Origin of the sequence: Sorangium sp. So ce1036 (assembly GCF_051369805.1) — a bacterium.
In the GTDB taxonomy this organism is placed as follows: domain Bacteria; phylum Myxococcota_A; class Polyangia; order Polyangiales; family Polyangiaceae; genus Sorangium; species Sorangium cellulosum_F.
Window position 1 is genome coordinate 7,833,088 of the sequence record NZ_JBBMOX010000001.1, and the last position, 25,557, is coordinate 7,858,644.

Below are 25,557 nucleotides of genomic sequence, written 5' to 3' on the forward strand. Positions count from 1 at the left end.
CGCGCCCAAGGGGTCAACTTTGGTAGTCCAACGAAATTACCGCAAGATTCCGACGCCAACGTCGGAGCCGCGGCGACAGTGTACCGCCGCCGCCCCCGCTGGAGTCTGTGCCGTGTGCAGGCCCGGCCTGCGCACGCTCTAGGCGAGCAGGGCAATGAAGTCGCCGATCGCCGTGAACGGAAGGCTCTCGTTCACGACCCCCGCGCGCACCGCGGCCCCGGGCATGCCGTAGACCACCGCCGAGTCCTCGCTCTCCGCCACCACCGTGCCCCCGGCCGCGCGGATCGCCCGCGCGCCGTTCACCCCGTCGTCCCCCATCCCCGTCAGGATGATGCCCACCGCGCGGCTGCCCCCCACCTGCGCCACGCTGCGCAACAGCCGGTCCGCGCTCGGCACGTACCGATCGCCAGGCCCCGGCGCGCCGATGCGGATCCGGATGTCTCCGCTCAGGCCCACCCCGCTGCCCGGCGTCACCGCGATCTCCATGCACATCCGACCAGGGCACACGTAAGCCTTGCGGGCCACCACCTGGTCGCCGTTCTGCGCCTCCACCACCCGGAGCCCCCCCTTGCGATCGAGCCGCTCCGCGAAGGTGCGCGTGAACTTGTCCGGCATGTGCTGCGCGATGAGGATCGCGCCGGGAAAGCGGTCCGGGATCCGGTTGAAGATCTCCAGCAAGGCCGTGGGGCCGCCGGTCGAGGAGCCCACCGCCACGAGGTGGCGCAGCGAGACGCCGAGCCGCGACGGCTCCTGCGCCGGGCGCGGCGGCGCCGGCGACGGCACGCGGACGGAGGGCATCGGCGACCGGGGGCGAAGATACCGCACCAGGAGGACCTTCTGGATGATCTCCCGGCGGATCTGCGCGTCAGCCGTGAACTGCCGATCCGGCTTCGCCACGAAGTCGACGGCGCCGAGCTCGAGCGCCTTGAAGACGTTCTCCTTGTGGCTGTAGCTCGAGACGATGATGACCGGCGTGGGCTGCCGGGCCATCAGGATCCGGAGGAAGGTGAAGCCGTCCATCCGCGGCATCTCGAGGTCGAGCGTGATCGCATCCGGCCTGAGCTGGGCGGCCTGGCGGAGCGCGTCGTCGCCGTCCCCGGCCTTGCCCACGACCTCGATCTCGTCGCTTCCGCTCAAGATCTCGGCGATGTTGCGCCGGTTGTACGCGGAGTCGTCGACGACGAGCACGCGCAGGGGAGCGAATGTCATGAGCGCACAACCTTCCGCCGGGCGCTCATTCTAGCCCACCAGGGGCGCCATGAAACCACCCGTCGCCCGCACAGCCCCGACCTCCAGCGCTCCTCATTCACCCTTTCCCCCATCGCCCCGCTCCGGCGCGATCGCCGACAGGCCCAGCCGCAGCGTGGCAGCCGGCTTGCGGTACACGAGATCCTCGCGCAGGTGCACGAGCTCGAAGGCGGTCGAGACGTTCAGGAGCGACTCGGAGTGGCCGAGCAGGAGGAACCCGCCGGGCGAGAGGCGCTCGTAGAAGATCTCGATCACCCGGCGCCGCGACTCCTCGTCCAGGTAGATGAGGACGTTCCGGCAGAAGATGACGTCCACCCGCCCTACCACCGCGGCCCGCGACGAGTCGAGCAGGTTCAGGTGGCCGAACTGGCAGAGCGAGCGCAGCTCGTCCACCACGTGGAACCCGTCGGGCCGCTCGGTGAAGTAGCGCCGCCTGAGCTCGGGGGGCGTCGCGCGAAAGGACGAGGCGCCGTAGACCCCCTTGCGCGCGGCGACCACGCAGCGGCGAGAGATGTCGCTGCCGAAGATGCGGACGTCGCAGCGCTCGGCGGCGCCCGACTCCCGCGCGGCGATGGCGATCGAGTAGACCTCCTCGCCCGTCGAGCAGCCCGCGCTCCAGATGGACAGCCGGCCCCTCCCGCCCCCCGCCCGGACGAGCATCGGCACGATCTCGGCCACGAGGGCGCGGAGCTGGTAGTCCTCGCGGAAGAAGTACGTCTCGTTGACCGTGATGACGTCGAGCGCCTCGTCGAGCTCGGCCCGCCCGCGGCTGTGGTAGCGGAGGTACTCGTAGTACTGGCTGAACGACGTGAGCCCGAGCACGACGACCCGCTCGCGCAGCCGGCGCTCCATCGACGTCCGCGCCTCGGGCCCGAACTGGAGCCCGCAATGCTTGTTGAACAGCTCCCTCAGCCTCTGGAACTCGTCGGGCAGGAGGCGGATCTCGTCGTGCCCCCGCCGGCTCACAAGGCTTTCCCCGACGGCGGACCACCGGGCGACCCCGTGGACGAGGGCCCCTCGCCGGCGCCCTGCGCGCCGGGCAAGGTCAGCCGCTCCCCCGCGTCGCTCCAGGGTGGATCCGAGCGGAACGGGGCGCCCCCCTGCGCCGCGGCCGCGACGAGCTCGGGCTCCCCCGAGGCGCGGACCAGCCGGAGCAGCTCGCGGGCGCGCGCGCGCTCGCCGCTCTCCGGCTCCGGGAGCGCCTTGTACAGGCGGCCGAGCGCGCGCGCCGCCGCGAGCCGGACCTCGCGCTCCTCGTCGGCCAGGGACAGGCTCAGCACGTCGAGCGCCGGGGCCGCGCCGGCCGCCGCCGCGACCGCGGTCACGGCCGCGCGGCGCGCGCGCACGTCGCCCGTGGACGCGGCGTTCGTGAGGAAGGCGATCTCCTCCGGCCCCGCCTCGCCGAGCGCCTCGATCACGATGGCCGCGGCGAGGTACGTCGGCTCCTCGCGCGTCAGCTCCCGCGCGAGCGCGCGCGCCGCCTCGGGGTGGCGCTCCGTGAGCCCCGCGAGCGCGCTCTCCGCGGCGCGCGCGACCGGCAGCGAGACGGCGCGCGTCTGCGACACGACGAGCGAGAAGTCGTCGGCGGTGCCGATCTTCGCGAGGCCGTAGAGCGCGCTCGTCGCCACGAGCGTCGAGGGGCTCCGGACCGACCCGCGCACCGCGCCGAGCAAGAGGTCGAGCGACGGCCCGAGGCCCGGCGCCGCCGGGGCGCCCGCGCCGCCGTCCTGCTCCGCGATCGCCACGGCGCCGTCGATGAGCGCGGCGGTCGCGTCGTCGACGCCCTCCCAGAGATCCGGGTCGGTGTCGACGTGCCGGTCGAGGTAGTCGAGCACCGCGGGCAGCGCCTCGCCGCCGAGCAGCGAGAGCGCGCGCTGCGCCGTCTCGACGAGCGCGGGCTCGATCATGGCCTGCACCGCGGCCTCGGCCGCGCCCGGCGCGCGCGCCATCGCCGCGAGCAGGAGCGCCTGGGCGCGCCCGCTCACCGGATCCGCGCCGAGGCCGCGCCACGACGGCGGATCGGCGACGCCGGGGAGCGCGTGGGGGGCGGCGACGGCCTGCACGAGGCGGGCGCCCACCTCGGGCGGCGCCGCGCGGAGCGCGTCCACGGCGTGCGGGGCGAGCGGCCCGTCGGCGAGCCGCGCGAGCGCCCGGACGAGCTGCGCGAACGCGCCGCCGCGCGCGGTCGCGAGCGCCGAGACCAGCGCCCGGGGGGCCTCCGGGCTCTCCGCGAGCGCGGCGGCGACCAGCGCGGCCGGGCGCAGGATCGGGTCGTCGATGAGCGGCGAGAGCACCCGCCAGGGGACGGGCGCCTCGAGGGCGTTCAGGCCGTTCAGCGAGGTGAGCCGCACGAAGCGATCCCGGTCGCTGAGCCGCTCGTAGAGGATCTCCGTCACCCGCTCGCGGGCAATGAGCCCCATGCCGGCGATCGCCTCGATCGCGCTCTGGCGCAGGTTGTCGTCCTTCTCCGAGAGCGCGGCGTAGAGGGCGGTGAGCGCCGCCGGGTCGCGCGTGCGACCGAGCGCGTCGACGACGAGCTTGCGCTCGTCCCCCGCGAGCTCGCCGAGCGCCGCCGAGAGCGCCGGCGTGGCGTCGCGGCCGCAGTAGCCGAGCACCTCGATGGCCGCGTTCCGCAGGCCCACGTCGTCGCTGGTCCGGAGCGCGCCGAGGAGGGCCTCGACGAGGAGCTGCGAGGCGCTCGCCGGAGGCCGGCTCCTCGGCGTGACGTCCGTGACGTCCGCAACCTGGGTCGCCGCGCCCGCCCCAACCTGGGTCACCTCAACCTGGGTCGGCTCTCCCCCAACCTGGGTCGGCCCTCCCCCAACCTGGGTCGGCCCTCCCCCAACCTGGGTCGGCCCTCCCCCAACCTGGGTCGGCCCTCCCCCAACCTGGGTCGGCTCTCCCCCAACCTGGGTCGGCTCTCCCCCAACCTGGGTCGCCACGACCAGGGTCGGCTCCTCCTCCTCAACCTCCTCAACCTGGGTCGGGGACGGAAGCTCGCTGCCCGGGCCCACCTGGGTCGGCGCGGCCTGGATCAGCCGGTGGCAGGCGTAGGTCGCCTCCTTGCGGACGCGCCAGTCGGGATCCCCGAGCGCGCGCAGCAAGAGCGGCAGCGCCTCGGCGATGTCCGCCGCCCGCCCGAGCCGCGCGGCGGCCTGGCGGCGCTCCTCCGCGTCGTCCGCGTCGAGCGCCGCGGCGATCGCCGAGATCGGCACCGGCGTGCTCCGCACGCTCGGCGCGATGGCGTCGGCCTCCCCCGGCCACAGGCCCGCGTCGCTCGTGCGAGCGCCCCCGAACAGGCCCAGATCGTCGAACGCGCGGCTCACTGCGCCTCCGGGAGGACGCCGGACGCGGCGAGCGCGAGCGCGAGCTCGACGAAGCGCCCGACGTCGAGCACGAAGATCATCCGCTCGTCATGGGTCGTCACCCCCACGATGCCCCGCAGATCGTTGCTGCCGCCCACCGGCGGCGTCGGCCGGTAGTCGCCGCTCGCCCCGAAGACCTCCGTCACCGCGTCGACGACCAGCCCCACCGTGTGGGTCCCCACGTCGACGAGGATCCATTTCGTGCTCCGGCTCGGATCGATCGGCGAGAGCCCGAAGCGCACCCGGAGCTCGATCACCGGCACCACGTCGCCGCGGTGGTTGGCGACGCCGGCGACCTCGGGCGGCGTGTGCGGCAGCGCGGTCACGTCGAGCGGGTTCACGATCTCGCGCACCCGCGTGATGTCGATGGCGTAGTGGACGTCGCCGACGACGAAGCCGACGAGGCTCTTCTGCGGGTCGGGACGGCTGCGCTCTCCAGTCAACGGCATCTGAGCCTCCGAGCTCCCGGGCGCTGTGAGCCGCCCGGGCGCGGACGATTCGTCCCTTAGGACGCGAGTATGGCCTGCAGGTCGAGCAGGATGATGACGCGCGGCTGCGCCTCGCCCTGGGTGCCCTCGGGCGCGCTCGCGCCGTGCATCGGCCGGGCGATGCCGGCGATGTAGCCCGCCACGTCGCCGCCGAGCGCCGTCGCGGCGTGCTCGATCTCGGCGTCGGCGAGCCGGTAGACCTGCTGGACCTCGTCGACGAACAGGCCGAGCGTCTCGCCGCTCGCCGCCGCGTCGACGAGCAGGATGCGCGCGCGCCGCGTCGGCGCCGCCTCGGTCAGCCGCATCCGCCGCCGCAGATCGATGACCGTCACGAGCTGCCCGCGCACGCTGACGATGCCCATCGTCGCCTCGGGCGCCCGCGGCACCGGCGTGAGCGGCGGCGGCTTCAGGATCTCGCGCACGAGCGACACGGGCGCGGCGTACGTGTCGCCCGCGAGCGTGAACGCGAGGTACTCGGTCCGCGGCCCGCTCGCGGCGGCGCGCGGGTTCCGCTTCGAGACAGGTGTCCGGGCGGGCCTTCGGGTGAGGTTAGCCATGGGTGCTCCGCGGATCGTTCCGCTGCCGGTCGCCGCCGTGCAGGATCTCCTCGATGAGCGCCGGGGCGTCGAGCACGAGCGCGATGCGCTGATCGCCGAGCTCCGTGGCGCCGGCGAAGCCGCGCACCGACGCGAGCGACGGGCCGAGCGCCTTGATCACGACGTCCTGCTGGCCGATGAGCGTGCTCACGACGAGCCCCAGCCTGCGCGCGCCGACCGACGCGACCACGATGTACTTGCGCTTGCTCCCCCCCTGCAGCCCGAGCGTCGCGCGGCCGTCGCCCCGCCGCCCGCCGCTCACCGCCGCCCGCGCCGCCGAGCCGGCGCGCGCCCCGCCGAGCAGCCCGGCGATGCGCGCGCTGAGCTCCTCCTCCTCGTTCAGGCCGAAGAGCCGCGCCAGGTAGCAGAGCTGCAGCGTGCTGTTGCGCAGCGTGATCATCTCCCGGCCGTCGATCTGGCGCACCGTGCTCTCGTCGAGCGCCACCGCCTCCTGCACGTTGGTGAGCGGGATGGCGAACAGCCGGTCGGCGACCCGGACGATGAGCGCGCTGATGATCGCCAGCGTGATCGGCAGCGTCACCGTCATCTTGGTGCCGATGCCCGGCTCGCTGTTCACGTCGATGACGCCGCCCAGCTTGCGGATGTTCGTCTTCACGACGTCCATCCCGACGCCGCGCCCCGAGAGCTCGCTGACGTCGTTCTTCGTCGAGATGCCGGGCAGGAAGATGAAGTTCAGGACGTCGCGGTAGCTCGTCGTGCGCGCGTCCTCCTGGGACACGACCCCGCGGCGCAGCGCGACGTCGAGCAGCCTGTCGACGTCGATGCCCTTGCCGTCGTCCTCGATCTCGATGACGACGTGGTTGCCCTTCTGGAACGCGTTCAGCGCGATCGTGCCGACCGCCGGCTTGCCCACCGCCTCGCGCGCGCTCTTCGGCTCGATCCCGTGATCGATCGCGTTGCGCATCATGTGCATGAGCGGGTCGCTGAGCTCCTCGACGATGAGCTTGTCGACCTCGGTCTCGGCGCCCGTGATGACGAGGTTCACGAGCTTGTCGGCGTCGCGGCTGATCTGGCGGACCACGCGGGCGAGCTTGTCGAAGACCTGCCCGAGCGGGACCATCCGGACCTCGAGGATGCCCGCCTGCATGGCGGCGAGGTGCCGGTCGAACGTCCGCTGCAGCCGGTGGAGGTCGAGGGAGAGCTCGCGCTCGGTGGGCGTCGAGCGCAGCCGCTCGACGAGGCGGCCGAGCGCCGACCGGACGAGCGCCAGCTCGCCCACCATGTTCATCAGCCGGTCGAGCTTGTGGATGTCGACCCGCACCGTCTGGGCGACCGAGCGGATGGAGCTGAGCTCCCCCTTGCGGCCGCCGCGCGCGCTCGACGGCGGGCTCGCCGCCATCGATCCGGTCAGGTCGACCGCCCGCGACACGCCCGTGGGCGCGCCGCCCCGGAGCGCCGCCGACATCGAGGGGATCCCGGTCGGGACCCGCCCGTGGCCGTCGGCCCGCCGCGGGATCTCCTCCACCACCGCGCCGGCCTGGTGCAGCGCGCGCTGGAGCTCGTCGAGCGGCGCGCGCGACGCCATCAGGATGTCGAGCTCGATCGAGTCCTGGTCGGCGCCCGCGCCGGTCGGCAGGTAGGTGATGATCTCGCCGTACGGCTTCGCGGTGATCTTCAGGTCGTCGAGCGCCTGGTCGATCGTGGCGAGGTGGAACTGCACGCGCAGGCGGAACAGGGTCATCCCGCTCGCGATGTTCGTGCGGAGCCGGTGCTCCTCGTACTCGGTGAGCACCGAGAGCAGCCCCGGATCGAGGTCGTAGCTCTCGTCCTGGAGGCCGGCCTCGCTCGGGCCGGCGTCCTGGTGGAGCTGGCGGAGGAGGTCGTCGACCTCGGGCATGGGCGCGTCGCGCCCGTCCTTCTCGTTCTGGAGGATGCGCCCGTAGAGCTCGACGCTCCGGAACAGCAGGTCGAGCACCGACGCGCTGATCTCGACGCGCCCGAGGCGCAGGTTGTCGAGCAGCTCCTCGAGCTCGTGCGAGAGGGTGGCCATCCGCGTCGCGCCGAACAGCCCGGCCAGCCCCTTCAGGGTGTGGACGGCCCGGAACACGTCGTTGATGACGTCGGGGTCGACCTTGTTGGTCCGCACCGCCTCGTCGAGCGCGAGGAGGTCGCGCCCGAGCCCCTCGACGATCTCCTGCGCCTCGGAGAAGAACTCTTCGCGCGCGCGATCGCCGCTGTCGACCATCAGCGCCCGCCTCCCTCGCCGGGCCCGGGGCGCCCGGGACGAGGCGGCGGCGGCGGGGCCGTCTCCGCGTCCTCGCGGCGCGCCGGCGGCGGGGCCGTCTCCGCGTCCTCGCGGCGCGCCGGCGGCGGGGCCGTCTCCGCGTCCTCGCGGCGCGCCGGCGGCGGCGTGACCGCGGCGTCCGCCGGCGGCGGCATGCCCGCGACCTCCGCGCGCTCGGTCCGCCCCTCGAGGCAGGCGATCACCGCGTCGCGCAGTGCCTCGGGCGTGAACGGCTTCGGGAGGAAGCGGTCCGCTCCGAGCCGGAGCCCGCGCTGCACGTCACGCTCGGTCGCCTGTGTCGAGATGATGAGGATACCGACGCGGCGGTAGCGATCGCTCTGCCGGACGAAGCGGATGAGCTCGAGCCCGTTGATGTCGGGCATGTTGATGTCGGTGATCACGAGATCGAAGGCGCCGCGCGGCAGGAGCCGGAGCGCGTCGAACCCGCTCATCGCCTCCACGATGTCGACGTCCCCCGCGAGCCCCAGGACGCAGTCCTCGAGCGTCGAGCGTACGTACGCTCGCATTGCCGGCGAGTCCTCGACGATCAGGATGCGTGCCATGCCGCGACAGGGTAACGGAAATCCACCTGGGGAGAGCAACTCGCTGCGCGCCCGGGGGCGCCTCGCGCGCGCCTCGGACGCGCGCCGGCCTATGTACGGCGGTCTCCTTCCCGGTGTAAACGGGCGCGATCGCCTCCCGATGCGGGCGCGGCGCCGCGCAGACCGGCGCGCCGCCGCGCAGACCGGCGCGCCGCCGCGCAGACCGGCGCGCCGCCGCGCAGACCGGCGCGCCGCCGCGCAGACCGGCGCGCCGCCGCGGAGGCGCCGCGCAGACGGGCGCGCCGCCGCGGCGGCGCCTCGCCCAGGCCGGGCCGATCGGCCCGGGGAGGCGGGGCGAGCCCTGTTTTCCCGCTCCTCTGGTCCGCCGAGTCGTCCGCCGAGCCGCCCGTCCAGCGCCGGGCTCGCCCGGCAGGCGCGCCCGCGGCACCGAGGCGCGCCCGCGGCACCGAGGCGCGCCCGCGGCACCGAATTGACAGCGCGCCGCCCGATGCGCGCTAATCCCGGGCGTGAAAATCCTCCTTTGTTCTCCAGCGGTCCGGATCCTGCTCGCCGCGCTGCTCGCGCTCTCCAGCGTGGCCTGCGGCGGCGGGCTGCAGGTCACCCGGATCAACTCCGCCCAGAAGAAGCCGAACAACGTCTGGGTGTTCTTCAGCGTCGACGCCGGCGAGGACGAGCCGGTCGGCGGCCTCACGGCCGAGGACTTCGAGATCTACGAGGACGGCGAGCTCGTCTCGACGTTCGAGAGCAAGCAGACCATCCAGAACCCCGAGGTCGCGGCGGTCATGTACACGATGCTGCTCGTCGACATGAGCGGCAGCATCACCGAGTCGGGCCAGGCCGACGCCCTCGTCGACGCGGCGCAGTCGTTCAGCGACCGGGTCGGCAAGAGCCAGAAGGTCGGCGTGTACGCGTTCGACGGCGAGGCGAAGATCCACTCGGTCGTCCCGTTCACCGAGGCGCAGGGCTCGGTCGAGGGCGGGCTCGAGGGGCTCCGCAGCTACAAGCCGAGGGACACGTCGACCAACCTCCACGGCGGCGTGGTCGAGGGCATCCGCGAGCTCAAGAAGCAGCTCGACAGGGACCGCCGCCCGCTCAAGTTCGGCACGCTCGTCGTCTTCTCCGACGGCACCGATCGCGCGAACCGCGTGAGCCGGGAGGACATGCTCGAGGAGATCGACAAGGAAGACTACGAGAACTACCAGATCTTCGTCGTCGGCGTGGGCGCCGAGATCGAGAAGGCGCGGCTCGACGAGATCGGGCGCGACGGGACCGAGCTCGCCGCGGACCAGGCCAAGGTCAAGGAGTCGTTCGACAAGATCGCCGCGAAGATCGAGGCGCACATGAAGCGCTTCTACCTGCTCTCGTACTGCACGCCGGCGCGCGCCGGGGAGCACGAGGTGGAGATCAAGGCGATCCGAAAGGATCCGTCGGCCTCGGGGTCGCTCGCGTACAAGTTCAACGCCGACGGGTTCGGGCCGCCGCCGGAGTGCGATCCCAACACGCCGCCGTCGTTCGATCTGAAGGCGACCACCCCCGTGGGAGACGGGGACGGAGGCGGCCGCGGGAAGGCGAGCTTCAAGGCGAGCGCCGGCGTCAAGGTCGAGGCGAAGTGACGCGCGGCGCTGGCGAGGGGACCGCGCAGGTCTCCGCGCCAGCGCGTCCAGCACGCCCCGTGCTAGAAGCTCCGGGCGATGGGCTCGCAGCAGATCCCGCCAGCCGGAGCGGACGGCGACGCGCGCGCCCGCCCCCGACCCCGCGCGCGCCCGTCGCCGCGCTCGCTCGCGCCCCGCGAGCACGGCGCCTACGGGCAGCTCGGCCTGCCGCTCTGCGCCGCGCTGGCGATGGGGCGCCCCACCCTCGGCGCGTGCGCGCTCGCGCTCGCGAGCGCCGCGGCCTTCCTCGGCCACGAGCCGGCGCTCATCGCGCTGGGACACAGGGGGCCGCGCGCCCTTCGCGAGGACGGCGGGCGAGCGATCCGGCGCCTCCTGCTCCTCGGCGCGGCGACGGCGCTGCTCGGCGGCCTCGGCCTCGCGCTCGTGCCTCCGGCCGCGCGCTCGGCGCTCGCGATCCCTGTGGCGCTCGCGGCGGCGCTCGGGGCGCTCATCGCGCGCGGGGTCGAGAAGACGGCGGTCGGCGAGATCGTCGCGGCGGCGGCGCTCTCGTCCGCGTCGCTCCCGGTCGCGCTGGGCTCGGGCGTGAGCGTCAGCGCCGCCTGGGGGGCGTGGGCGGCCTGGTCCGCCGCGTTCATCGCCTCGACCTTCGCGGTCCGCACGGTCATCGCGCACGCGCGGTCGCCGATCGCGTGGCCGCGCCGGCTCGCCGCGCCGGTCGCCGTGAGCGGGCTGCTCGCGCTCGCCGCCGGGGCGGGGGGGCTCCCGCGGTTCGCAGCGCTCGCGGCGGCGCCGATGCTGCCGATCGCGATCGTGATCGCGGCCGCGCCGCCCTCGCCCAGGGCCCTGAAGCGCGTGGGGTGGGCGCTGGTGGGCGCGAGCGCGCTCCTCGGCGTGCTCCTCGCGGTCGGCGCGCGCGTGAGCGCAGCGGGCTGAGCTCGGCTGCCCTCATCGCGCGGATCGTGGGCGACGTACTCATGCCTGCTCCGTGACAGCTCCTCGGCCGCCTTCCTGGCCTTCCGCCTCTTCGCGGTGGTATTGCTCTCCGCCTGCCGCGCCTCGGCCTCGGCCCTCCGCGGAGCCCCTCCCTCGGTGCAGCCCGAGAGCAGCGCCAGCAGGGCGATCGGCAGGAGGCCGACAGCCCCGGCGGGCCGGCAGAGAAGAACGCTCCGGAGCGTGAGCTCCGGCCGCGCTCCGCGCTCTCCGTGAGCACGTCGAACGGTCGGGTCGCCGAGCCCGACAGCCGTGGACCGGGGACGTCGCCGGGATCCCGACGACAGCCGGCGCCCCTCGTGCCGAGAGAGGCACTATCCTCGGCGCCGTGTTCGGCATCGTGCTCGATCGCGCCTCGCGGCGCTCGCTTTCGCTCCAGCTCGCGGACGGGCTGCGCAAGGCGGTCGTCACCGGCGAGCTCGCGCCCGGCGTGAAGCTCCCCCCCTCGCGCCAGCTCGCGGCGGAGCTGGGCATCTCCCGGCGGCTGGTGACGGACGCCTACGAGCAGCTCACCGGCGAGGGGTACTTCGAGACCCGCGCGGGCCACGGGACCTACGCCGCCGCGCTGCCGGTGCGGGCGCCGCACGCCAGCGTCCCGGGGGCGGCCCCCCTCCGGCGCCGCCGGCCCACCATCCGCTTCGATTTCACCCCCGGCATCCCCGATCTCGAGAGGTTCCCGCGGCAAGCGTGGCGCCGCGCCGCCGACGACGCGCTCTCGCTGGCGCAGGCCGCCGATCTCTCGTACGGCCCGCCGCTCGGCGATGTTCGTCTGCGCCAGGCCATCTCCGACTACCTGTACCGGTTCCGCGGGCTGGCCGCCGATCCGGAGCAGATCTGCATCACCGCCGGCACCTCGCACTCCCTGTCGCTGCTCTCGCGGCTCCTCCCCGCCACGACCCTCTTCTGCGAGGAGCCCGGGCTCACCTTCGCCCGCGACGCCTTCGCTTCGGCCGGGTTCCGCTGCCGCCCGGTGCACGTCGACGACGCCGGCGCGCTCCCGTCCGGCCTGGGCGAGGTGCCCCGCGGCGCGCTCTTTTACCTGACGCCCTCCCACCAGTTCCCGACCGGCGCGCTCCTGCCGCTCACGCGGCGGGTGCAGTTCCTGGAGCTGGTCACTCCGGCGGAGGGGCTGGTGCTCGAGGACGACTACGACTCCGAGTTCCGCTTCCGCGGCAGCCCGGTCCCGCCGCTCGCCTCGCTCGACGCCGAGCGCGTCGTCTACCTGGGGACCTTCTCGAAGTGCCTGGCGCCCTTCGTGCGGGTCGGGTACCTCATCGCCCCTGCCCACCTCGTCGGCCCGATCGCGGACCTGGTGCGGCGCACCAACCTCCGGGGCTCCATCCCGCACCAGCGGACGCTGGCCCGCTTCATCGAGGAGGGCCACCTCGAGCGCCACATCTTCGCCATGAAGCGGCGCTACCGCGCCCGGCTGGAGGCGATCCTCGCGTTCCTCGGGGCCCGGTACGGGGATCAGGTCCGCACCGGCGGCGGCGAGACCGGATTCCACCTGCACGTGCGCTTCGGCGGGCGGCGCTTCGGCCCGGCCTTCACCGACGCCTGCAGCGCGGAGGGGCTGCGGATCTCGACCGAGGACGAGTTCCGGGCCGCGCCGTCGAGCGATGGCGACGCGCTGGTGATCGGTTACGGCAACGTGGCAGACGAGAAGCTCGACGAGGGCCTCGAGCTGCTCTCAGCCCTCGTCGAGCGGCATGCGGACCGTGAGGGCCGCTCGCCCTGAGCCTTGCGTCTCCGCGCCTCGGGCGCCGCGCTCGGTCCGTTTTTGTCCAGCGCTCCGAGAGCCGCAGGGCGGCCCTACAGGTTCCGATCCTCGTACGCCACCAGCTCCGACACCTGGCGCGCCTGCTCGGCGGTGAGCGGTCCCATCTCCATGGCCCGCGCGTTCTCCACGGCCTGGGCCGTGTTCTTGAAGCCGGGGATGGGGATGGTGTTCGGGCTCTTGGCCCAGATCCACGCCAGCGCGCCCTGGACCAGGGTCCGGCCGTTGCTGGTCAGGATCTCGCGGGCGGCCTCCAGGCGGCGGGCGTAGTTGGGGTTCACCTTGCCGTCCTTGAACCAGGTGATCCACGCGAAGTTGCTGGTCCGCACGTCACCGCGGGGCAAGGTCTCCCCCTTCGTGTACCGGCCCGAGAGCATGCCCATGGCCAGCGGGCTCCGGCACAGGAGCGCGAGCCCCTTGCCCTCGCCGTACGCGATCAGCCGGTCGTTCCCCTCGAACACGTTGAGCAGGATCTGGGCCGCGCCGCAGCGCGGGCCGCGGGCGAACGCCTCGACCGAGGCCTTCACGTCGGTGCTCCAGCCATAGGTGCGGATCTTCCCCTCCTTCACGAGCTGCTCGAGCACCTCCACCACCTCGCCGGCCTTCTCCGGCGGGTGTTCCCAGATGTGGAGCTGGTAGAGGTCGATTCGATCGGTCCCGAGCCGCCGCAGGCTCCCCTCGACGGCACGCCGGATGTACGCCGGGCTGGCGTCGGTCCTTCCCAGGTTGGCGTGCTGCTCCTCGTCGAAGAGGTGACCGAACTTGGTGGCCAGGGTGACACGGTCGCGGATCCCCTCGATGGCCTTCCCGACCAGGACCTCGCTGTGCCCCGACCCGTACACGTCGGCGGTGTCGAGCAGCGTGACGCCGGCGTCGATGCCGGCGCGGATGGCCCGGATCGACTCGACATCGTCGGTGCCGTGCCACTCCCAGCTCGCGCCCGGGTCGTTCCACTTCCCGGCCACGGCCCAGCACCCCAGGCCCAGCGCGCTCGTCTCGATACCCGCTCTCTCCCATCGTCGCTTCATGGCGTCCTCCTCTCGTGGACCGCGTGTCCGGGCCCAGGGATGAGGCCAGAGGCGCGCGGGGACGAGGACCGCCGCTGCAGCGCCTTCGTGGACCACCGGGAGATCGTGCGAACCGCACGGGCAACAGCCCGCGAAACGGTGCGCGTCTCATGGCTCCCTTGTATCGCGTTGATGATGCTCGTGACGACGGCGTGGAGGATCGCCACCGCGGCCTCCTCCCGATACCGCCGCAACATCGCCGCGCGGCCCGCGGTCGCACACCGGGTCATGTACTGGGCGGTGACAGCGACTCGCCGTCACCCACGTCGAGCGCGCGATCACCTGCCCAGGGCGCGGGCGATCCAGGAGGCCAGGCCTCGAGAGGCCATGAGGCCCCCGCGCGCATTCCCTCGCGTGTCGATCCCGAGCAGCCGGTTCACCGGGCACACCCGGGTGACGGCGCTCTCCGCGATCAGCGCTCCGGCGACGAGCGCCAGGAGCCCCCTCGGTCGACCCCGGAGGCCGCCGAGCGCGGTGGCGCCCAGACCCATGAGCAGAGGGCCTGCAACGAACCGCGCCGTTCGATCGAGCGTACCGACATTCTCTTGCATCGCGCTCCCCTCGCTTCCCTCGTGCGTCCCGTGGACCCGCAACGTGCCCCGGGAACATCGGCCCTCGGGGGCCGACCGCAAGTCGCCGCGAGCGCGCAATGCGCGGCGCGTGCCCCTCCCCCGCTTCCGCCCGCCTCCCGAAGGCACCAGGAGGCCGTGATGGATCGAAAAATGGCGGAAGGTGGAAGGAGGACGCTCACGCCCGAGTCCGCAGGACGATCCATTCACCGTCCCGGACGCTCCGCTCAGGCAACCGCAGCGCTCGACCGGCGCGCGGCCTCCCCGCCCTCCTCGCGCGCCGCGGTCGCCCCGCGGCGGGCACCTGCCCTGACCGGAGCGACGGGATGCGCGCGTTGACCGTGCACCCCGGCGTCCCCGGCTCGGCCCGGCTCGAGGAGATCGCCGAGCCCGACGCGGCCGCGGGATCGGCGCTGGTCGAGGTGCTGGCGGTCGGCGTGTGCGGCACCGACCGCGAGGTCGTCGAGGGGCAGTACGGCGCGGCGCCCCCGGGCGAGGAGCGGCTCGTGCTGGGCCACGAGTCGCTCGGACGCGTGCTCGAGGCGCCGCCCGGCGCCGGGGTTGCGGCGGGCGACCTCGTGGTGGGGATCGTGCGCCGCCCCGATCCCGTGCCGTGCGCGTGCTGCGCCGCCGGCGAATGGGACATGTGCCGCAACGGACGTTACACCGAGCACGGCATCAAGGCGCTCCACGGCTTCTGCGCCGAGCGCGTCCGCGTCGAGCCCGAGTTCCTGGTCAAGCTCCCGCCCGAGCTCGACCGCATCGGGGTGCTGGTCGAGCCGGCCAGCGTGGTCGCCAAGGCCTGGGAGCAGATCGAGCGGATCGGACGGCGCGCGGCCTGGTTCCCCCGCAGCGTGCTCGTCACCGGCGCCGGGCCGATCGGCCTGCTCGCGGCCCTCCTGGGCGTCCAGCGCGGCCTCGCGGTCCACGTGCTCGACCGCGTGATCCATGGCCCGAAGCCGCAGCTCGTCCGCGACCTCGGCGCCGCCTACCACGCCGGCGAGGTGAGCGAGGCCTGTCCCGGGGCCGACATCATCCTGGAGTGCACCGGCGTCGGCCAGCTCGTCTTCGACGCGATGCGCTCCACCTCGCCGGGGGGCGTCGTCTGCCTCACCGGCATCTCGTCGGGAAAGCGGCTCCTCGAGGCCAACTTCGCGGCCATCAACCGGGGTTTCGTGCTCGAGAACGACGTGGTCTTCGGCACGGTGAACGCCAACCGCCGCCACTACGAGGCGGCCGTCCGCGCCCTCGCGCAGGCCGACCCCGCGTGGCTCGAGCGGCTGATCACCCGGCGCGCCCCCCTGGAGCGCTGGCGCGAGGCGATCGACCGCGGACCGGAGGACGTGAAGGCCGTGATCGAGCTGTCGCCGCCGTCCCCCGCGCCGCCGCGCTCGCCGCCGCCGCGCTCGCCGCCGCCGCAATCCCCGTCACCGCACGCCCGCTGAGAGGAGCCGCCCCATGCCTTCCCGGATCGAGGAGTACGCGCTCATCGGCGATTGCCAGACCGGGGCCCTCGTGGCCTGCGATGGCTCGATCGACTGGCTCTGCTTCCCGCGGTTCGACTCGGGCGCCTGCTTCGCGGCGCTGCTCGGCACCCCCGAGCACGGTCGCTGGCAGATCGCGCCGGTCGAGCCGACGCGCAGCGTGCGCCGTCGCTACTGGCCCGGCACGCTGATCCTCGAGACCGAGCACGAGACCGAGCGCGGCGTGGTCTCCGTCATCGACTGGATGCCGGCGCGCGACGCCGCCCCCGACGTGATGCGCCTCGTCGTCGGCCGGCGGGGCGTCGTGCCCCTGCGCATGGAGCTGGTCATCCGCTTCGACTACGGCTGGGTGGTGCCGTGGGTCCAGCGCACGCCCGACGGCATCCGGGCCACGGCCGGGCCCGACACGCTCTTTTTGCACACGCCCGTCCCGGTGCACGGCGAGGATCTGCGGACGGTCGCGGAGCTCACCGTCGGCGCCGGCGACCGGGTGCCGTTCGCGCTCACCTGGTCGCCCACGTATGCGCCGGTGCCCGTCGCGCTCGACCCGGCGCGCGAGCTCGACGCCACCGCGGCCTGGTGGCGCGCCTGGTCGGGCCGCTGCACCTACGACGGCGCCTTTCGCGAGGACGTCCTGCGCTCGCTCATCACGCTCAAGGCGCTCACCTACGCGCCCACCGGCGGGATCGTCGCGGCGCCGACCACCTCGCTGCCCGAGCAGCTCGGGGGCGTGCGCAACTGGGATTACCGCTACTGCTGGCTGCGCGACGCGACCTTCACGCTCTACGCGCTGATGAACGGCGGCTACCTCGACGAGGCGAAGGCGTTCCGCGCCTGGCTGGTCAACTCCGTGGCCGGCGAACCCGCGAAGCTGCAGATCATGTACGGCCTCTCGGGCGAGCGCCGCCTCACCGAGCACACGCTCGACTGGCTGCCGGGCTACGAGGGCGCGGCGCCGGTGCGGATCGGCAACGCCGCGTACGTCCAGCACCAGCTCGACATCTACGGCGAGCTGATGGACGCGCTCCACCTCGCCCGTCGCTCCGGGATCACCCGCAGCGACGAGGCCTGGCGGGTGCAGCGGGCGGTGATGGGCTTCCTCGAGACGGCGTGGCGCGAGCCCGACGAGGGGATCTGGGAGATCCGCGGGCCGCGCCGCCACTTCACCCACTCCAAGGTGATGGCCTGGGTGGCCATGGACCGGGCGGTGAGGGCGGTCGAGCGCTTCGGGGTCCCGGGCGACGCGGCCACGTGGCGGCGGCTGCGCGACGAGATCCACGCCGAGGTCTGCGCGCGGGGCTTCGACCCGGGGCTGAACAGCTTCGTGCAGTACTACGGCGCCACGGACGTGGACGCGAGCCTGCTGACGCTGCCGCTCGTGGGCTTCCTCCCCGCGACCGATCCGCGCATCCTCGGCACGGTGGCGGCGATCCAGGCGCGCCTCGGCCGCGACGGGTTCGTGGAGCGCTACCCGACGCACTCCGGCGTCGACGGGCTCCCGCCCGGCGAGGGCGCGTTCCTGCTCTGCTCGTTCTGGCTGGCGGACAACCTGGCCCTCCAGGGGCGGCTCGACGAGGCGCGGGCGCTGTTCGAGCGGCTCCTCGCGCTGCGGAACGACGTGGGGCTGCTCTCCGAGGAGTACGACCCGCGCGCGGGCCGGCTGGTGGGCAACTTCCCCCAGGCGTTCTCGCACGTCGGGCTGATCAACACGGCGCGCAACCTCGACCACGCCGGCGGCCCCGCCGAGGACCGGCAGCACCCGTAGGCGGCCCGCGGGCGGGGGCCCGCAGCAAGCATCCGTCAATGGACTCTCCCTCTCGCCATGGTGAATTTTTCCTCTGGATATCGCGGACGGGGACCGCCGCGCTGCCGGGTGAAGGTGGCGACTTCCTGCGCACCGATCCTGTATCCTGCGCGTCTGGAGGCTTGAATGAACCTTATCTCGAACAGCGCTATCGTGACCGGAGGCGGACAGGGGATCGGGCTCGGGATCGCGGCGCGCTTGCTTCGCGACGGCGCGAACGTGCTGCTCTTCGGCCGGACGGCGGCGAAGGTCGAGGCGGCGGCGGAGACCTTGAATCGAGCCACGGAGGGGCGGACGCGGGCGCTCGCGTTCGCGGGGGACGTGTCCCGCGCCGAGGACGTGGCGCGCGGCGTGGAGGCGGCGAAGGCCGCGTTCGGGCTGCCCGGCATCCTCGTGAACAACGCCGGCACCGCGACGCTCTCGTCGCTGGTGGACATGCCGGAGGAGGACTTCGATCATGTGCTCGCCGTCGACCTGAAGGGGCCTTTTCTCTTCATGAAGGCGGTCGCGCGCGAGCTCATCGCCGCGGGCAAGCCGGGCGCCTTCGTCAACATCTCCTCGCTGAACCAGGTGGCGGCGACCGACGGGCTCTCGCATTACTGCGCCGCCAAGGCGGGACTCGGTCAGATCACCAAGGTCGCCGCCTCCGAGCTCGGGCGCCACGGCATCCGGGTCAACGTGGTCGCGCCGGGGCTCATCCGCACGCCGCTCGCCGATGCCGTCGGGCTCACGAGGGGGCCCGCTGCCGAGGAGTTCATCCAGCGCACGCCCCTCGGGCGCATCGGCGAGACCGACGACGTGGCGCCCGTGGTCTCCTTCCTCTGCAGCGAGGACGCCCGCTGGGTCACCGGGGAGTCGATCCTGGTCGACGGCGGGAACCACATCCGCGGGCTGCACAGCTACTTGGACGTGCTGAGCCGCAGCGCCGGCAGCGGGTCGTAGCAAGGCTCGAGGAGGAGAGACCCGACCTCCCCGCGCGGCCTTCCGACGCCCTCCGCGCAGGTCCTGGATCGACCCGCCCCCCTCTCGAGGCCGCGCCACCACATCCCGACCTCTCCGCGCGACCAGGCATCCGCGCGCGTGGGCTCGTGCTGGAGCCCAACGCGTCCGTCTTGCCTTCTTGTTCCAGATCGCCCGCGTTCCAGCGGGATTGCACCTCCCGGACGCCCGCCCCAGGTGTACATCACGGCGTCGCGCCGCGGGGCGATGCGCCAGGGGGGAATCATGAAGACGACGCTGCTCGCGCTGGTCCTCGGCGCGCTCTCACTGCCGACCGTGCTGCTCAGCGGCGAGCAGGCACAAGCCCAGGGGCGCGTGCCGGAAGGCTCCTACCGCAGGACATGCTGGAACATCCGGATCGACCGTGGAACGCTGTTCGCGACATGCCAGGACCGACGAGGGCGTCTTCACGAGACGTATCTTCAACAGTACTGGTTGTGCAGAGGAGACATCGAGAACGACAACGGCATGCTCCGCTGCGCCGACCACCGGCCCGGCGACCGGGCGCCGGAAGGCTCTTACCGCAGGACGTGCTGGAACATCCGGACCGACCGCGGCACGCTGTTCGCGACGTGCCAGGACCGACGAGGGCGTCATCACGAGACGTACCTGCAGCAGTACTGGTTGTGCCGAGGAGACATCGAGAACGACGACGGCAGGCTCCGCTGCGTTGAGCGCCGGCCCGACGACCGACCCGACGACCGGGCCCCGGAGGGCTCTTACCGCAGCACGTGCAGGGACATCCGGACCGACCGCGGCACGCTGTACGCGGAGTGCATGGACCGAGGAGGGCGCTTCCGCGCGACGCACCTCGAAGACTACAGGATGTGCAGAGGAGACATCGAGAACGACGATGGCAGGCTCCGCTGCGCCGAGCGCCGGCCCGACGACCGACCCGACGACCGGGCGCCGGAGGGCTCTTACCGCAGCACGTGCAGGGACATCCGGACCGACCGCGGCACGCTGTTCGCGACATGCCAGGACCGACGAGGGCGTCTTCACGAGACGTATCTTCAGCAGTACTGGTCGTGCAGAGGAGACATCGAGAACGACGACGGCAGGCTCCGCTGCGCCGACCCCCAGCCCAACCGCTGAGTCGGGCAGCGCCCGCGGAGGGCTCCCTCGGCGGGGCAAGCGCCTGCCGCAGGGCGAGAGCCCTCTGCGGGGCCGCAGCCCTCAGCGGGAGGATTGAAGGCGGGCGCCCGGCTGGATCCGCCCTTCGGCCACCGCGACCACGTACGGCGGCAGGCGGCCCGCCCGGACCGCGCGCACGTCCGCGCGCATCGTCGCCGCGTCGGGGTAACGCTCGGCCTTGTGGAACGACAGGGCCCGATCCACGACGTCGCACACCTCGGACGGCACCTCCGGCGCGTGCGCATCGAGCGGCGGCGCCTGCTCCGTGGCCGCGGCGATGAGCAGGCGCGCGTCGGCGAGATCGCCGTGGATCGCGCGGCCGGAGAGCAGCCGGAACAGGGTCGCGCCCAGGCCGAACAGGTCGGTCCGCCCGTCGATCTCGCGGACCATGCCCATCGCCTGCTCGGGCGCCATGTACTCGCTCGTGCCGAGCGCCACGCCCGTCTTCGTCGCCGTCTTCTCCGGCAGCTCCCCCATGCCGAACGGGAGGGGATCGAGCACGCGGGCGATGCCGAAATCGAGCACCTTCACGCGCCCGTCGGTCCCGATGTGCAGGTTCTCGGGCTTGATGTCCCGGTGCACCACGCCGTGCGCGTGCGCCACGACCAGCACGTCGAGGACCCGCTCGGCCAGCGCCAGGGCCTCGCCGACAGGGAGCATCCCCGTCCGCGCCATGCGGTCGAAGGCCGTCTCGCCGTCGAGCACCTCCATCGCCAGGTAGGCAGCGCCGTCGTCCGCGACGCCCGACTCGAGCACGAGCGGCAGCCCCTCGCAGAGCGGGCCGACGGCGGCGAGGGCGCTGCCGATCGGGCCCTCGCGGAGGAACCGCTTCCGGAGCTCCTCGATCTGGCTCAGCGAAGGATGGAGGACCTTGAGCGCCGCGACCTGCCCGTCCGGGCGCCGGCCGAGGAAGACGCTCGCCATGCCGCCGCCCCCGAGCACGCGCTCCACCGTCCAGGTGCCGATCCGCGTGCCGATGCGCTGCGCCGCCAGTTCCTCGTCATCCATCGAGCCGGCCGAGTGTACCACGGCGCCCCACGGCTCAGAACAGCAGCCGGACGCTCCCGCCGAGCGGACCAATCTGCAACTGAGCCCGCGTCTTCGCGTGATCGAGGTGGATCTGCCCCGTGACCCAGAGCGGCACCCCCGTGACGGCCATGACGCCTCCGAGGCCCATGAGCACGGTGGGAAACACCCATGAACGGGACGCGCAACCACACGCGTCGTCCTCGCCGCTCGATCGGGTGAGGAAATACAGGCCTGCTCCGACGGAGCCGACGACCAGCCCCCCCACGGTGAGGCCGGTCCCCACGTCGCGCCGGGTGGTGTCGACGGGGGGAGCCTTCGCCGCTGGCTCGGCCGGCTCGGCCCACGCATTGCCCGCGAGCAGCAGGACCAACCCGAACGCGGCGAAGCGCATGCCTGCGAGGATCCCTGGTCGCGGCGCGCCCGTCAAGGCGGGCGGCGGCGGCGGCGCCCCGCTGCGCGCCGCCGGCCTGCCGGTGTCCTGCCGGCAGCGTGGGGCCCTCACGACCCCTTCGGCGCCTTCCACGGATCGTCCTGATAGAGGTAGTTCGGCTTGAGGATCCGGTTCTCCATGTCCGTGTGGAACACCGCCATCGTCGACGCCGACATCGGCGGGACGATCCAGATCCAGTCCGCATAGACCGGACGCCCGCACTGCCGCTCCTGCTCCTCGAACTTCTTGAAGTAGTCCGACAGCGTGTGGTGATCCATCATGCGCACCTTCGCCTGCCGGAACGAGTGCAGGACCGCCGCGTTCAGCTCCACGAGCGCGGCGTCCTTCCACAGCGTGTCGCTGCGCGACCGGTCCAGCCCGAGCCGGTCCGCGATGAGCGGGAGCTGGTCGTACCGCGCCTCGTCGCTCAGGTTGCGCGCCCCGATCTCCGTCCCCATGTAGAAGCCGTTGAACGGCGCCGCCGTGTACTGCACCCCGCCGACGTCGAACGCCATGTTCGACACCGCCGGCAGCGCGTGCCACTTCAGGCCGAGCTCCGCGAACCACCCATGCCGCGGGTGGACGATCGGCACCTCGAGCACCCGCTCCCGCGGCAGCTCGAACCACCGCGGCGGGCGATCGCCGATCTGCACGATGAGCGGCAGCAGATCGAAGCGCGTCCGCTCCCCGCCCGGCCAGCCCAGCGCCAGGGCCTGGTCCGTGAGCTCCACGTTCGCCGGATCGCCGAGGATGCCCCCGTCCGGGAGCCGGTAGCCCGCATAGCGGATGAGCTGCCCGTTCCAGATGCGGATCCGCGGCTCCCCCGGCCGGAACACCGTCATCATCGCCCGGATGTCGCCGCCGTTCGTCGCCAGCTCGAGGTGCTCGAGCAGCGCCTGGAAGATCTCCTCCTCCGTCTCCAGGTGGCGCAGATCGCGCACGTGGAGCGTCGACCAGAAGAACCGCCCGATGCAGCGCGTGCTGTTGCGCCACGCGAGCCGCGCCCCGTACGTGAGCTCGTCGACGAGGTGCGTGTAGGTCCCGCGCGCGTCCAGGCTCGCCCGCACCTCCTGCCACCGCTCCTCGAACGCGGACGGCACCCCGAGCTCCGCATAACACTGCCGCAGGAACGCCTCGGCCTCGGTCCGGACCGCCTCCGGCGCCGCGGGCTTCAGGCGGTACGACCCGTGCTCGACCGGGCAGACCCCGCCGGCCGCCCGGACCGCGCCGCCGCCCCGCCGGAGCGGCATCGGCCGGATCGCCCCCCCGGGGTCGACGTTCGAGGTGAACAGCTCCCGCTGGATCGCGTCCTCCGGCCACCCCGCCGCGCCGAGGTGCTCGCGCACGGCGCTCATGAACCCCTCCGGCCCGCAGACGAGCGCCCGCGCGCCGGGCTCGTACGGGTACCGCTCGGCCACCTCTTCCCGCGAGATCCGCCCCTGGGTCCGCGTCTCGCGCAGCCGGAAGGCGACGCCGGGCGTGCGGCCGGCGATCGCGCGCAGCTCGTCCTCGAAGCAGGCGAACCCCGCGGCGCGCGGCGCCGACCAGTCCAGGGTGAAGCGGCGCGCGTCCGGGCCGCGCTCCCCGTCGAGCGCCCGCAGCATCGCCATCGCCGGCGTGACCCCGATCCCGCCCGCGAGGAACACCACCCGGCGGACCGGCGGCGCCGGCAGGACGAAGCCGCCGCGCGGCGAGGAGGCCCGCAGCAGCGAGGCCGCCGCGCGCTCGCACAGCCAGCGCGAGAACACGCCGAGCTCCTCGCGCTTGACCGTGAGCTCGTAGTCCCCGCCCGCGCGCACCGGCGCCGAGAGCGTGTACGCGCGCGCCACCCAGCGCCGGTCCAGGTACCCCTGCACGAGCACGTGCTGTCCGGGCACGGACGCGGCCGGCGCGCCGCCGACGGGCGCGAGCCGGAGCTGGAAGATCCCGGGGCAGAGCTCCCGCGCGCCCTTCACCTCGGCCTGCGAGAGGCCCGGCGCGCCGAACATCTCGTCGATCGCCGGGGCGCACCCGCCGCAGATCTGGCCCGCCCGCGTCCGCTCCGACAGCTCGGCCGGGGTCGCGCACCCGGCCTCGATCAGGCCCGCGATCTGCCCGCGCGTGACGCCGGCGCAGTTGCACACGACCTCGCCCGGCTCGCCCACGGCGGCCGCCCGCTCCAGCGTGAGCTCCCCGAGCTCCCGGAACGCGGTGAGCTGCCAGCCCGGCAGCGGGGCGCGCGCCATCAGGAGCCGCATCGCCGACGGGAGGCCCTGCCACGCGCCCTCCACCGCGAGCCCCGCGATCTCGCCGTTCGACAGGAGCAGCGCGCGGCGCTTCTCCGGGTCGCCGCACGACACCCGGCGCACGTCCGCGAGCGGCGCATCGAGCCACCGCGCCGCGACGCCGCTCCCGTCGAGCGCGCGGAAGAGCGCCAGGATCCGGCCGGTCTTCCCGTCGACCACCTTCGAGATCGCCGCGGCCTTGCCCGAGAGGGCCGGCGCCCCGGCGCCCTCGTCGAACGTCCCCTCGCTCCGGCACAGCAGCCCCTGCCCGGGCAGCAGGTGGACGCTCACGAAGTCGAGCGCGTGCCGCTCGGCCCACGCCTCGACGCTCGCGGGCGGCAGCCCGAGCCAGGCCTCCTCGGCCCCGCGCGCGTCCGCGGGGATCCCCTCGCCCGCGAGGCTCGCCCACCCCTCGAGCAGCGCCTCGGCCGCCGCCCTGCGCAGGCCCGCCTGGACCATCGCCTCCGCGACCCGGTCGGCCGGCGCGTCGACGTACCGCACGGCGAACGGGTCCTCGCGGAGCAGCTGCTGGACCAGGGTGTCGAGCCGCTCCCCCACGCCGGCGGTGAACTCCTCGAAATCGAGCGTCCCGTCCCGGTTCACGTCCGCGGCCGCGAGGATCGCCCGCGCCTCGTCGGACACGAACCCGAGGCCGGTGAGGTAGGGCAGGAGCTCGTCCGTGCTGAGCGCCTGGCTGCGATCGCGATCGAGCTCCTCGAACCGCCGCCGGGCGAAGCGCGCGCCCGCGAGGCTCGCCCGGATCGCGCGGGAGAGCGCGCTCGCCACCTGCGCCCCCGTGCGGTCCTCGGGGCCGCAGACGACGGGCGGCTCGACGCCGGGCGTCTCCATCGCGCGGAGCGCCGCGCGGGCCACGTCGGCGGGCGCCACCCAGGGCAGCGCCCTGTCGCCGAGGGGCAGCGGCAGCGTGCGCCGGAGCCGGATGTCGTCGCGGACGAGGTGGAGCGCGCTGAGCAACGCGCCGTGCCACACGGCCGTCACCTTGCCGAAGGACGCGCGCACCAGCGCCACAGCCTCGAGGAGCTGTCGCCCGAGCCGGCTCGACGGCGGGAAATACGGCGCCACCCAGAGCAGCTGCGATGCGCCCACCTCCCGGGCCGTTGCGACGAAGGTCCGCGCGGCCACGGTGGGATAGGCGAGATCCGCGACGCTCAGCACGAGCGCCGCGGCGGGCTCCGCGGGCTCGATCGGCAAGGCCTGGAGGAAAGAGGCCAGCTCGTTGCTCGGCTCGGAACAGACGATCTTGAGGAAGCGCATGGTGCTCGGCGGTGGGACAAGGTGGTGCGGTCCGGAAGGCCCGCCCCCCGCGCGCCGATCGACGGAGCGCAGAGGCCGCGCCAGCCAGGATACGGCACATCGCTCGGTGAGCCGAAAATCCACACAGGCGCTGGGTCCCAGCTCACCAACCCGCACGGACAGGCCGAGCTCGCGCGCGCTGAAAATCGGGACGTCCCGCATTCTGCGTCGAGGCGAGCCGTCCGCGCGTAACAAACTGCCCCATGGGGCAGTTTGGCGCGCTGGCCGTTGCTCTCACGATGTCGGGAGATGGACTCGAATGCACCACCCTCTCCCTCGCTCGGCCGGTGCGCGGCGGCGGTCGGCCGGGGTGGTCACCCGGGTCACGGTCCGGTTCGAGCGTGCGTTTTGCGCTGGATCTGCCGAGAATTTCTGGCTGCCCGGGAGGGCAGACGGGCGCACGGGCGCCGGATGCGCACGCGCGGGCTCGGCGCTTCGGTGTCCCGTGTCCGTCGCAGGGCTGGGGTCGACTGCGAACCGGACATACGGGCACGATCCTTGAATTCGCTCGCTCCGCGCAGCCATGAACACCCTTACTTCGGATCGCCCCCTGGCCACGAGGAGCAAGCAAGCGCGGT

At 73.5% G+C, this 25,557-nt stretch carries 19 protein-coding genes; 7 read left to right on the forward strand and 12 right to left on the reverse strand.

Translation table 11 applies throughout. The features are described 5' to 3' along the window. Positions 1-138: 138 nt before the first annotated feature. From cheB to WMF31_RS29475, 7 genes are all read right to left on the reverse strand, one after another. Complete coding sequence (gene cheB, locus WMF31_RS29445; RefSeq protein ID WP_129346366.1) at positions 139-1,209, reverse strand: chemotaxis-specific protein-glutamate methyltransferase CheB; 1,071 nt, start codon at positions 1,207-1,209, stop codon at positions 139-141. Between the two features lie 93 nt (positions 1,210-1,302). Next, complete coding sequence (locus WMF31_RS29450; protein ID WP_436605133.1) at positions 1,303-2,214, reverse strand: CheR family methyltransferase; 912 nt, start codon at positions 2,212-2,214, stop codon at positions 1,303-1,305. Continuing rightward, on the reverse strand, positions 2,211-4,574 hold the full coding sequence (locus WMF31_RS29455; RefSeq protein ID WP_436605134.1) for a HEAT repeat domain-containing protein: 2,364 nt from the start codon (positions 4,572-4,574) through the stop codon (positions 2,211-2,213). Before WMF31_RS29455 ends, WMF31_RS29450 begins: the two co-directional genes overlap by 4 nt. Then, positions 4,571-5,062 (reverse strand): chemotaxis protein CheW, encoded by a 492-nt coding sequence (locus WMF31_RS29460; RefSeq protein WP_436605135.1) that lies wholly within the window; start codon positions 5,060-5,062, stop codon positions 4,571-4,573. The genes WMF31_RS29455 and WMF31_RS29460 overlap by 4 nt, the downstream gene beginning before the upstream one ends. A 56-nt stretch (positions 5,063-5,118) precedes the next feature. Continuing rightward, a complete protein-coding gene (locus tag WMF31_RS29465) occupies positions 5,119-5,658 on the reverse strand; it encodes a chemotaxis protein CheW (protein WP_129346363.1) in 540 nt (179 codons plus the stop codon). Beyond that, positions 5,651-7,903 (reverse strand): chemotaxis protein CheA, encoded by a 2,253-nt coding sequence (locus tag WMF31_RS29470; RefSeq protein WP_129346362.1) that lies wholly within the window; start codon positions 7,901-7,903, stop codon positions 5,651-5,653. Before WMF31_RS29470 ends, WMF31_RS29465 begins: the two co-directional genes overlap by 8 nt. Continuing rightward, complete coding sequence (locus tag WMF31_RS29475) at positions 7,903-8,505, reverse strand: response regulator (protein ID WP_436605136.1); 603 nt, start codon at positions 8,503-8,505, stop codon at positions 7,903-7,905. Before WMF31_RS29475 ends, WMF31_RS29470 begins: the two co-directional genes overlap by 1 nt. A 506-nt stretch (positions 8,506-9,011) precedes the next feature. Here WMF31_RS29475 and WMF31_RS29480 point away from each other — a divergent pair. The 3 genes from WMF31_RS29480 (at position 9,012) to WMF31_RS29490 (ending at position 12,846) form a co-directional block, all read left to right on the forward strand. Beyond that, complete coding sequence (locus tag WMF31_RS29480) at positions 9,012-10,118, forward strand: VWA domain-containing protein (protein ID WP_436605137.1); 1,107 nt, start codon at positions 9,012-9,014, stop codon at positions 10,116-10,118. Positions 10,119-10,196: 78 nt separating this feature from the next. Continuing rightward, a complete protein-coding gene (locus tag WMF31_RS29485) occupies positions 10,197-11,051 on the forward strand; it encodes a YwiC-like family protein (protein ID WP_436605138.1) in 855 nt (284 codons plus the stop codon). 385 nt (positions 11,052-11,436) lie between these two features. Continuing rightward, complete coding sequence (locus WMF31_RS29490; protein WP_436605139.1) at positions 11,437-12,846, forward strand: PLP-dependent aminotransferase family protein; 1,410 nt, start codon at positions 11,437-11,439, stop codon at positions 12,844-12,846. A 74-nt stretch (positions 12,847-12,920) separates the two neighbouring features. Here WMF31_RS29490 and WMF31_RS29495 read toward each other — a convergent pair whose 3' ends face one another. Next, complete coding sequence (locus WMF31_RS29495; protein WP_436605140.1) at positions 12,921-13,913, reverse strand: aldo/keto reductase; 993 nt, start codon at positions 13,911-13,913, stop codon at positions 12,921-12,923. Positions 13,914-14,230: 317 nt separating this feature from the next. Continuing rightward, positions 14,231-14,503: a YgaP family membrane protein gene (locus tag WMF31_RS29500; RefSeq protein WP_436605141.1), complete on the reverse strand. Its 273-nt coding sequence runs from the start codon at positions 14,501-14,503 to the stop codon at positions 14,231-14,233. 344 nt (positions 14,504-14,847) lie between these two features. Between WMF31_RS29500 and WMF31_RS29505 the strand changes: the two genes are divergently transcribed. From WMF31_RS29505 to WMF31_RS29520, 4 genes are all read left to right on the forward strand, one after another. Next, positions 14,848-15,966 (forward strand): glucose 1-dehydrogenase, encoded by a 1,119-nt coding sequence (locus WMF31_RS29505; RefSeq protein ID WP_436605142.1) that lies wholly within the window; start codon positions 14,848-14,850, stop codon positions 15,964-15,966. A gap of 13 nt (positions 15,967-15,979) precedes the next feature. Then, positions 15,980-17,770, forward strand: coding sequence for a glycoside hydrolase family 15 protein (locus tag WMF31_RS29510; RefSeq protein WP_436605143.1), 1,791 nt, complete (start codon positions 15,980-15,982; stop codon positions 17,768-17,770). Positions 17,771-17,935: 165 nt separating this feature from the next. After that, entirely contained in the window at positions 17,936-18,751 is an 816-nt protein-coding gene (locus tag WMF31_RS29515) for an SDR family NAD(P)-dependent oxidoreductase (RefSeq protein WP_436605144.1), read from the forward strand. Positions 18,752-19,033: 282 nt separating this feature from the next. Then, complete coding sequence (locus tag WMF31_RS29520; protein WP_436605145.1) at positions 19,034-19,903, forward strand: CVNH domain-containing protein; 870 nt, start codon at positions 19,034-19,036, stop codon at positions 19,901-19,903. Positions 19,904-19,984: 81 nt separating this feature from the next. Here the strand turns inward: WMF31_RS29520 and WMF31_RS29525 are convergent, their stop codons facing one another. From WMF31_RS29525 to WMF31_RS29535, 3 genes are read right to left on the reverse strand one after another with little or no spacing between them, the layout of a single operon-like run. Then, complete coding sequence (locus WMF31_RS29525) at positions 19,985-20,950, reverse strand: serine/threonine-protein kinase (protein ID WP_436605146.1); 966 nt, start codon at positions 20,948-20,950, stop codon at positions 19,985-19,987. A gap of 34 nt (positions 20,951-20,984) precedes the next feature. Further along, positions 20,985-21,494: a hypothetical protein gene (locus WMF31_RS29530; protein ID WP_436605147.1), complete on the reverse strand. Its 510-nt coding sequence runs from the start codon at positions 21,492-21,494 to the stop codon at positions 20,985-20,987. After that, on the reverse strand, positions 21,470-24,940 hold the full coding sequence (locus tag WMF31_RS29535) for a nitric oxide synthase oxygenase (RefSeq protein ID WP_436605148.1): 3,471 nt from the start codon (positions 24,938-24,940) through the stop codon (positions 21,470-21,472). Before WMF31_RS29535 ends, WMF31_RS29530 begins: the two co-directional genes overlap by 25 nt. Positions 24,941-25,557 lie beyond the last annotated feature (617 nt).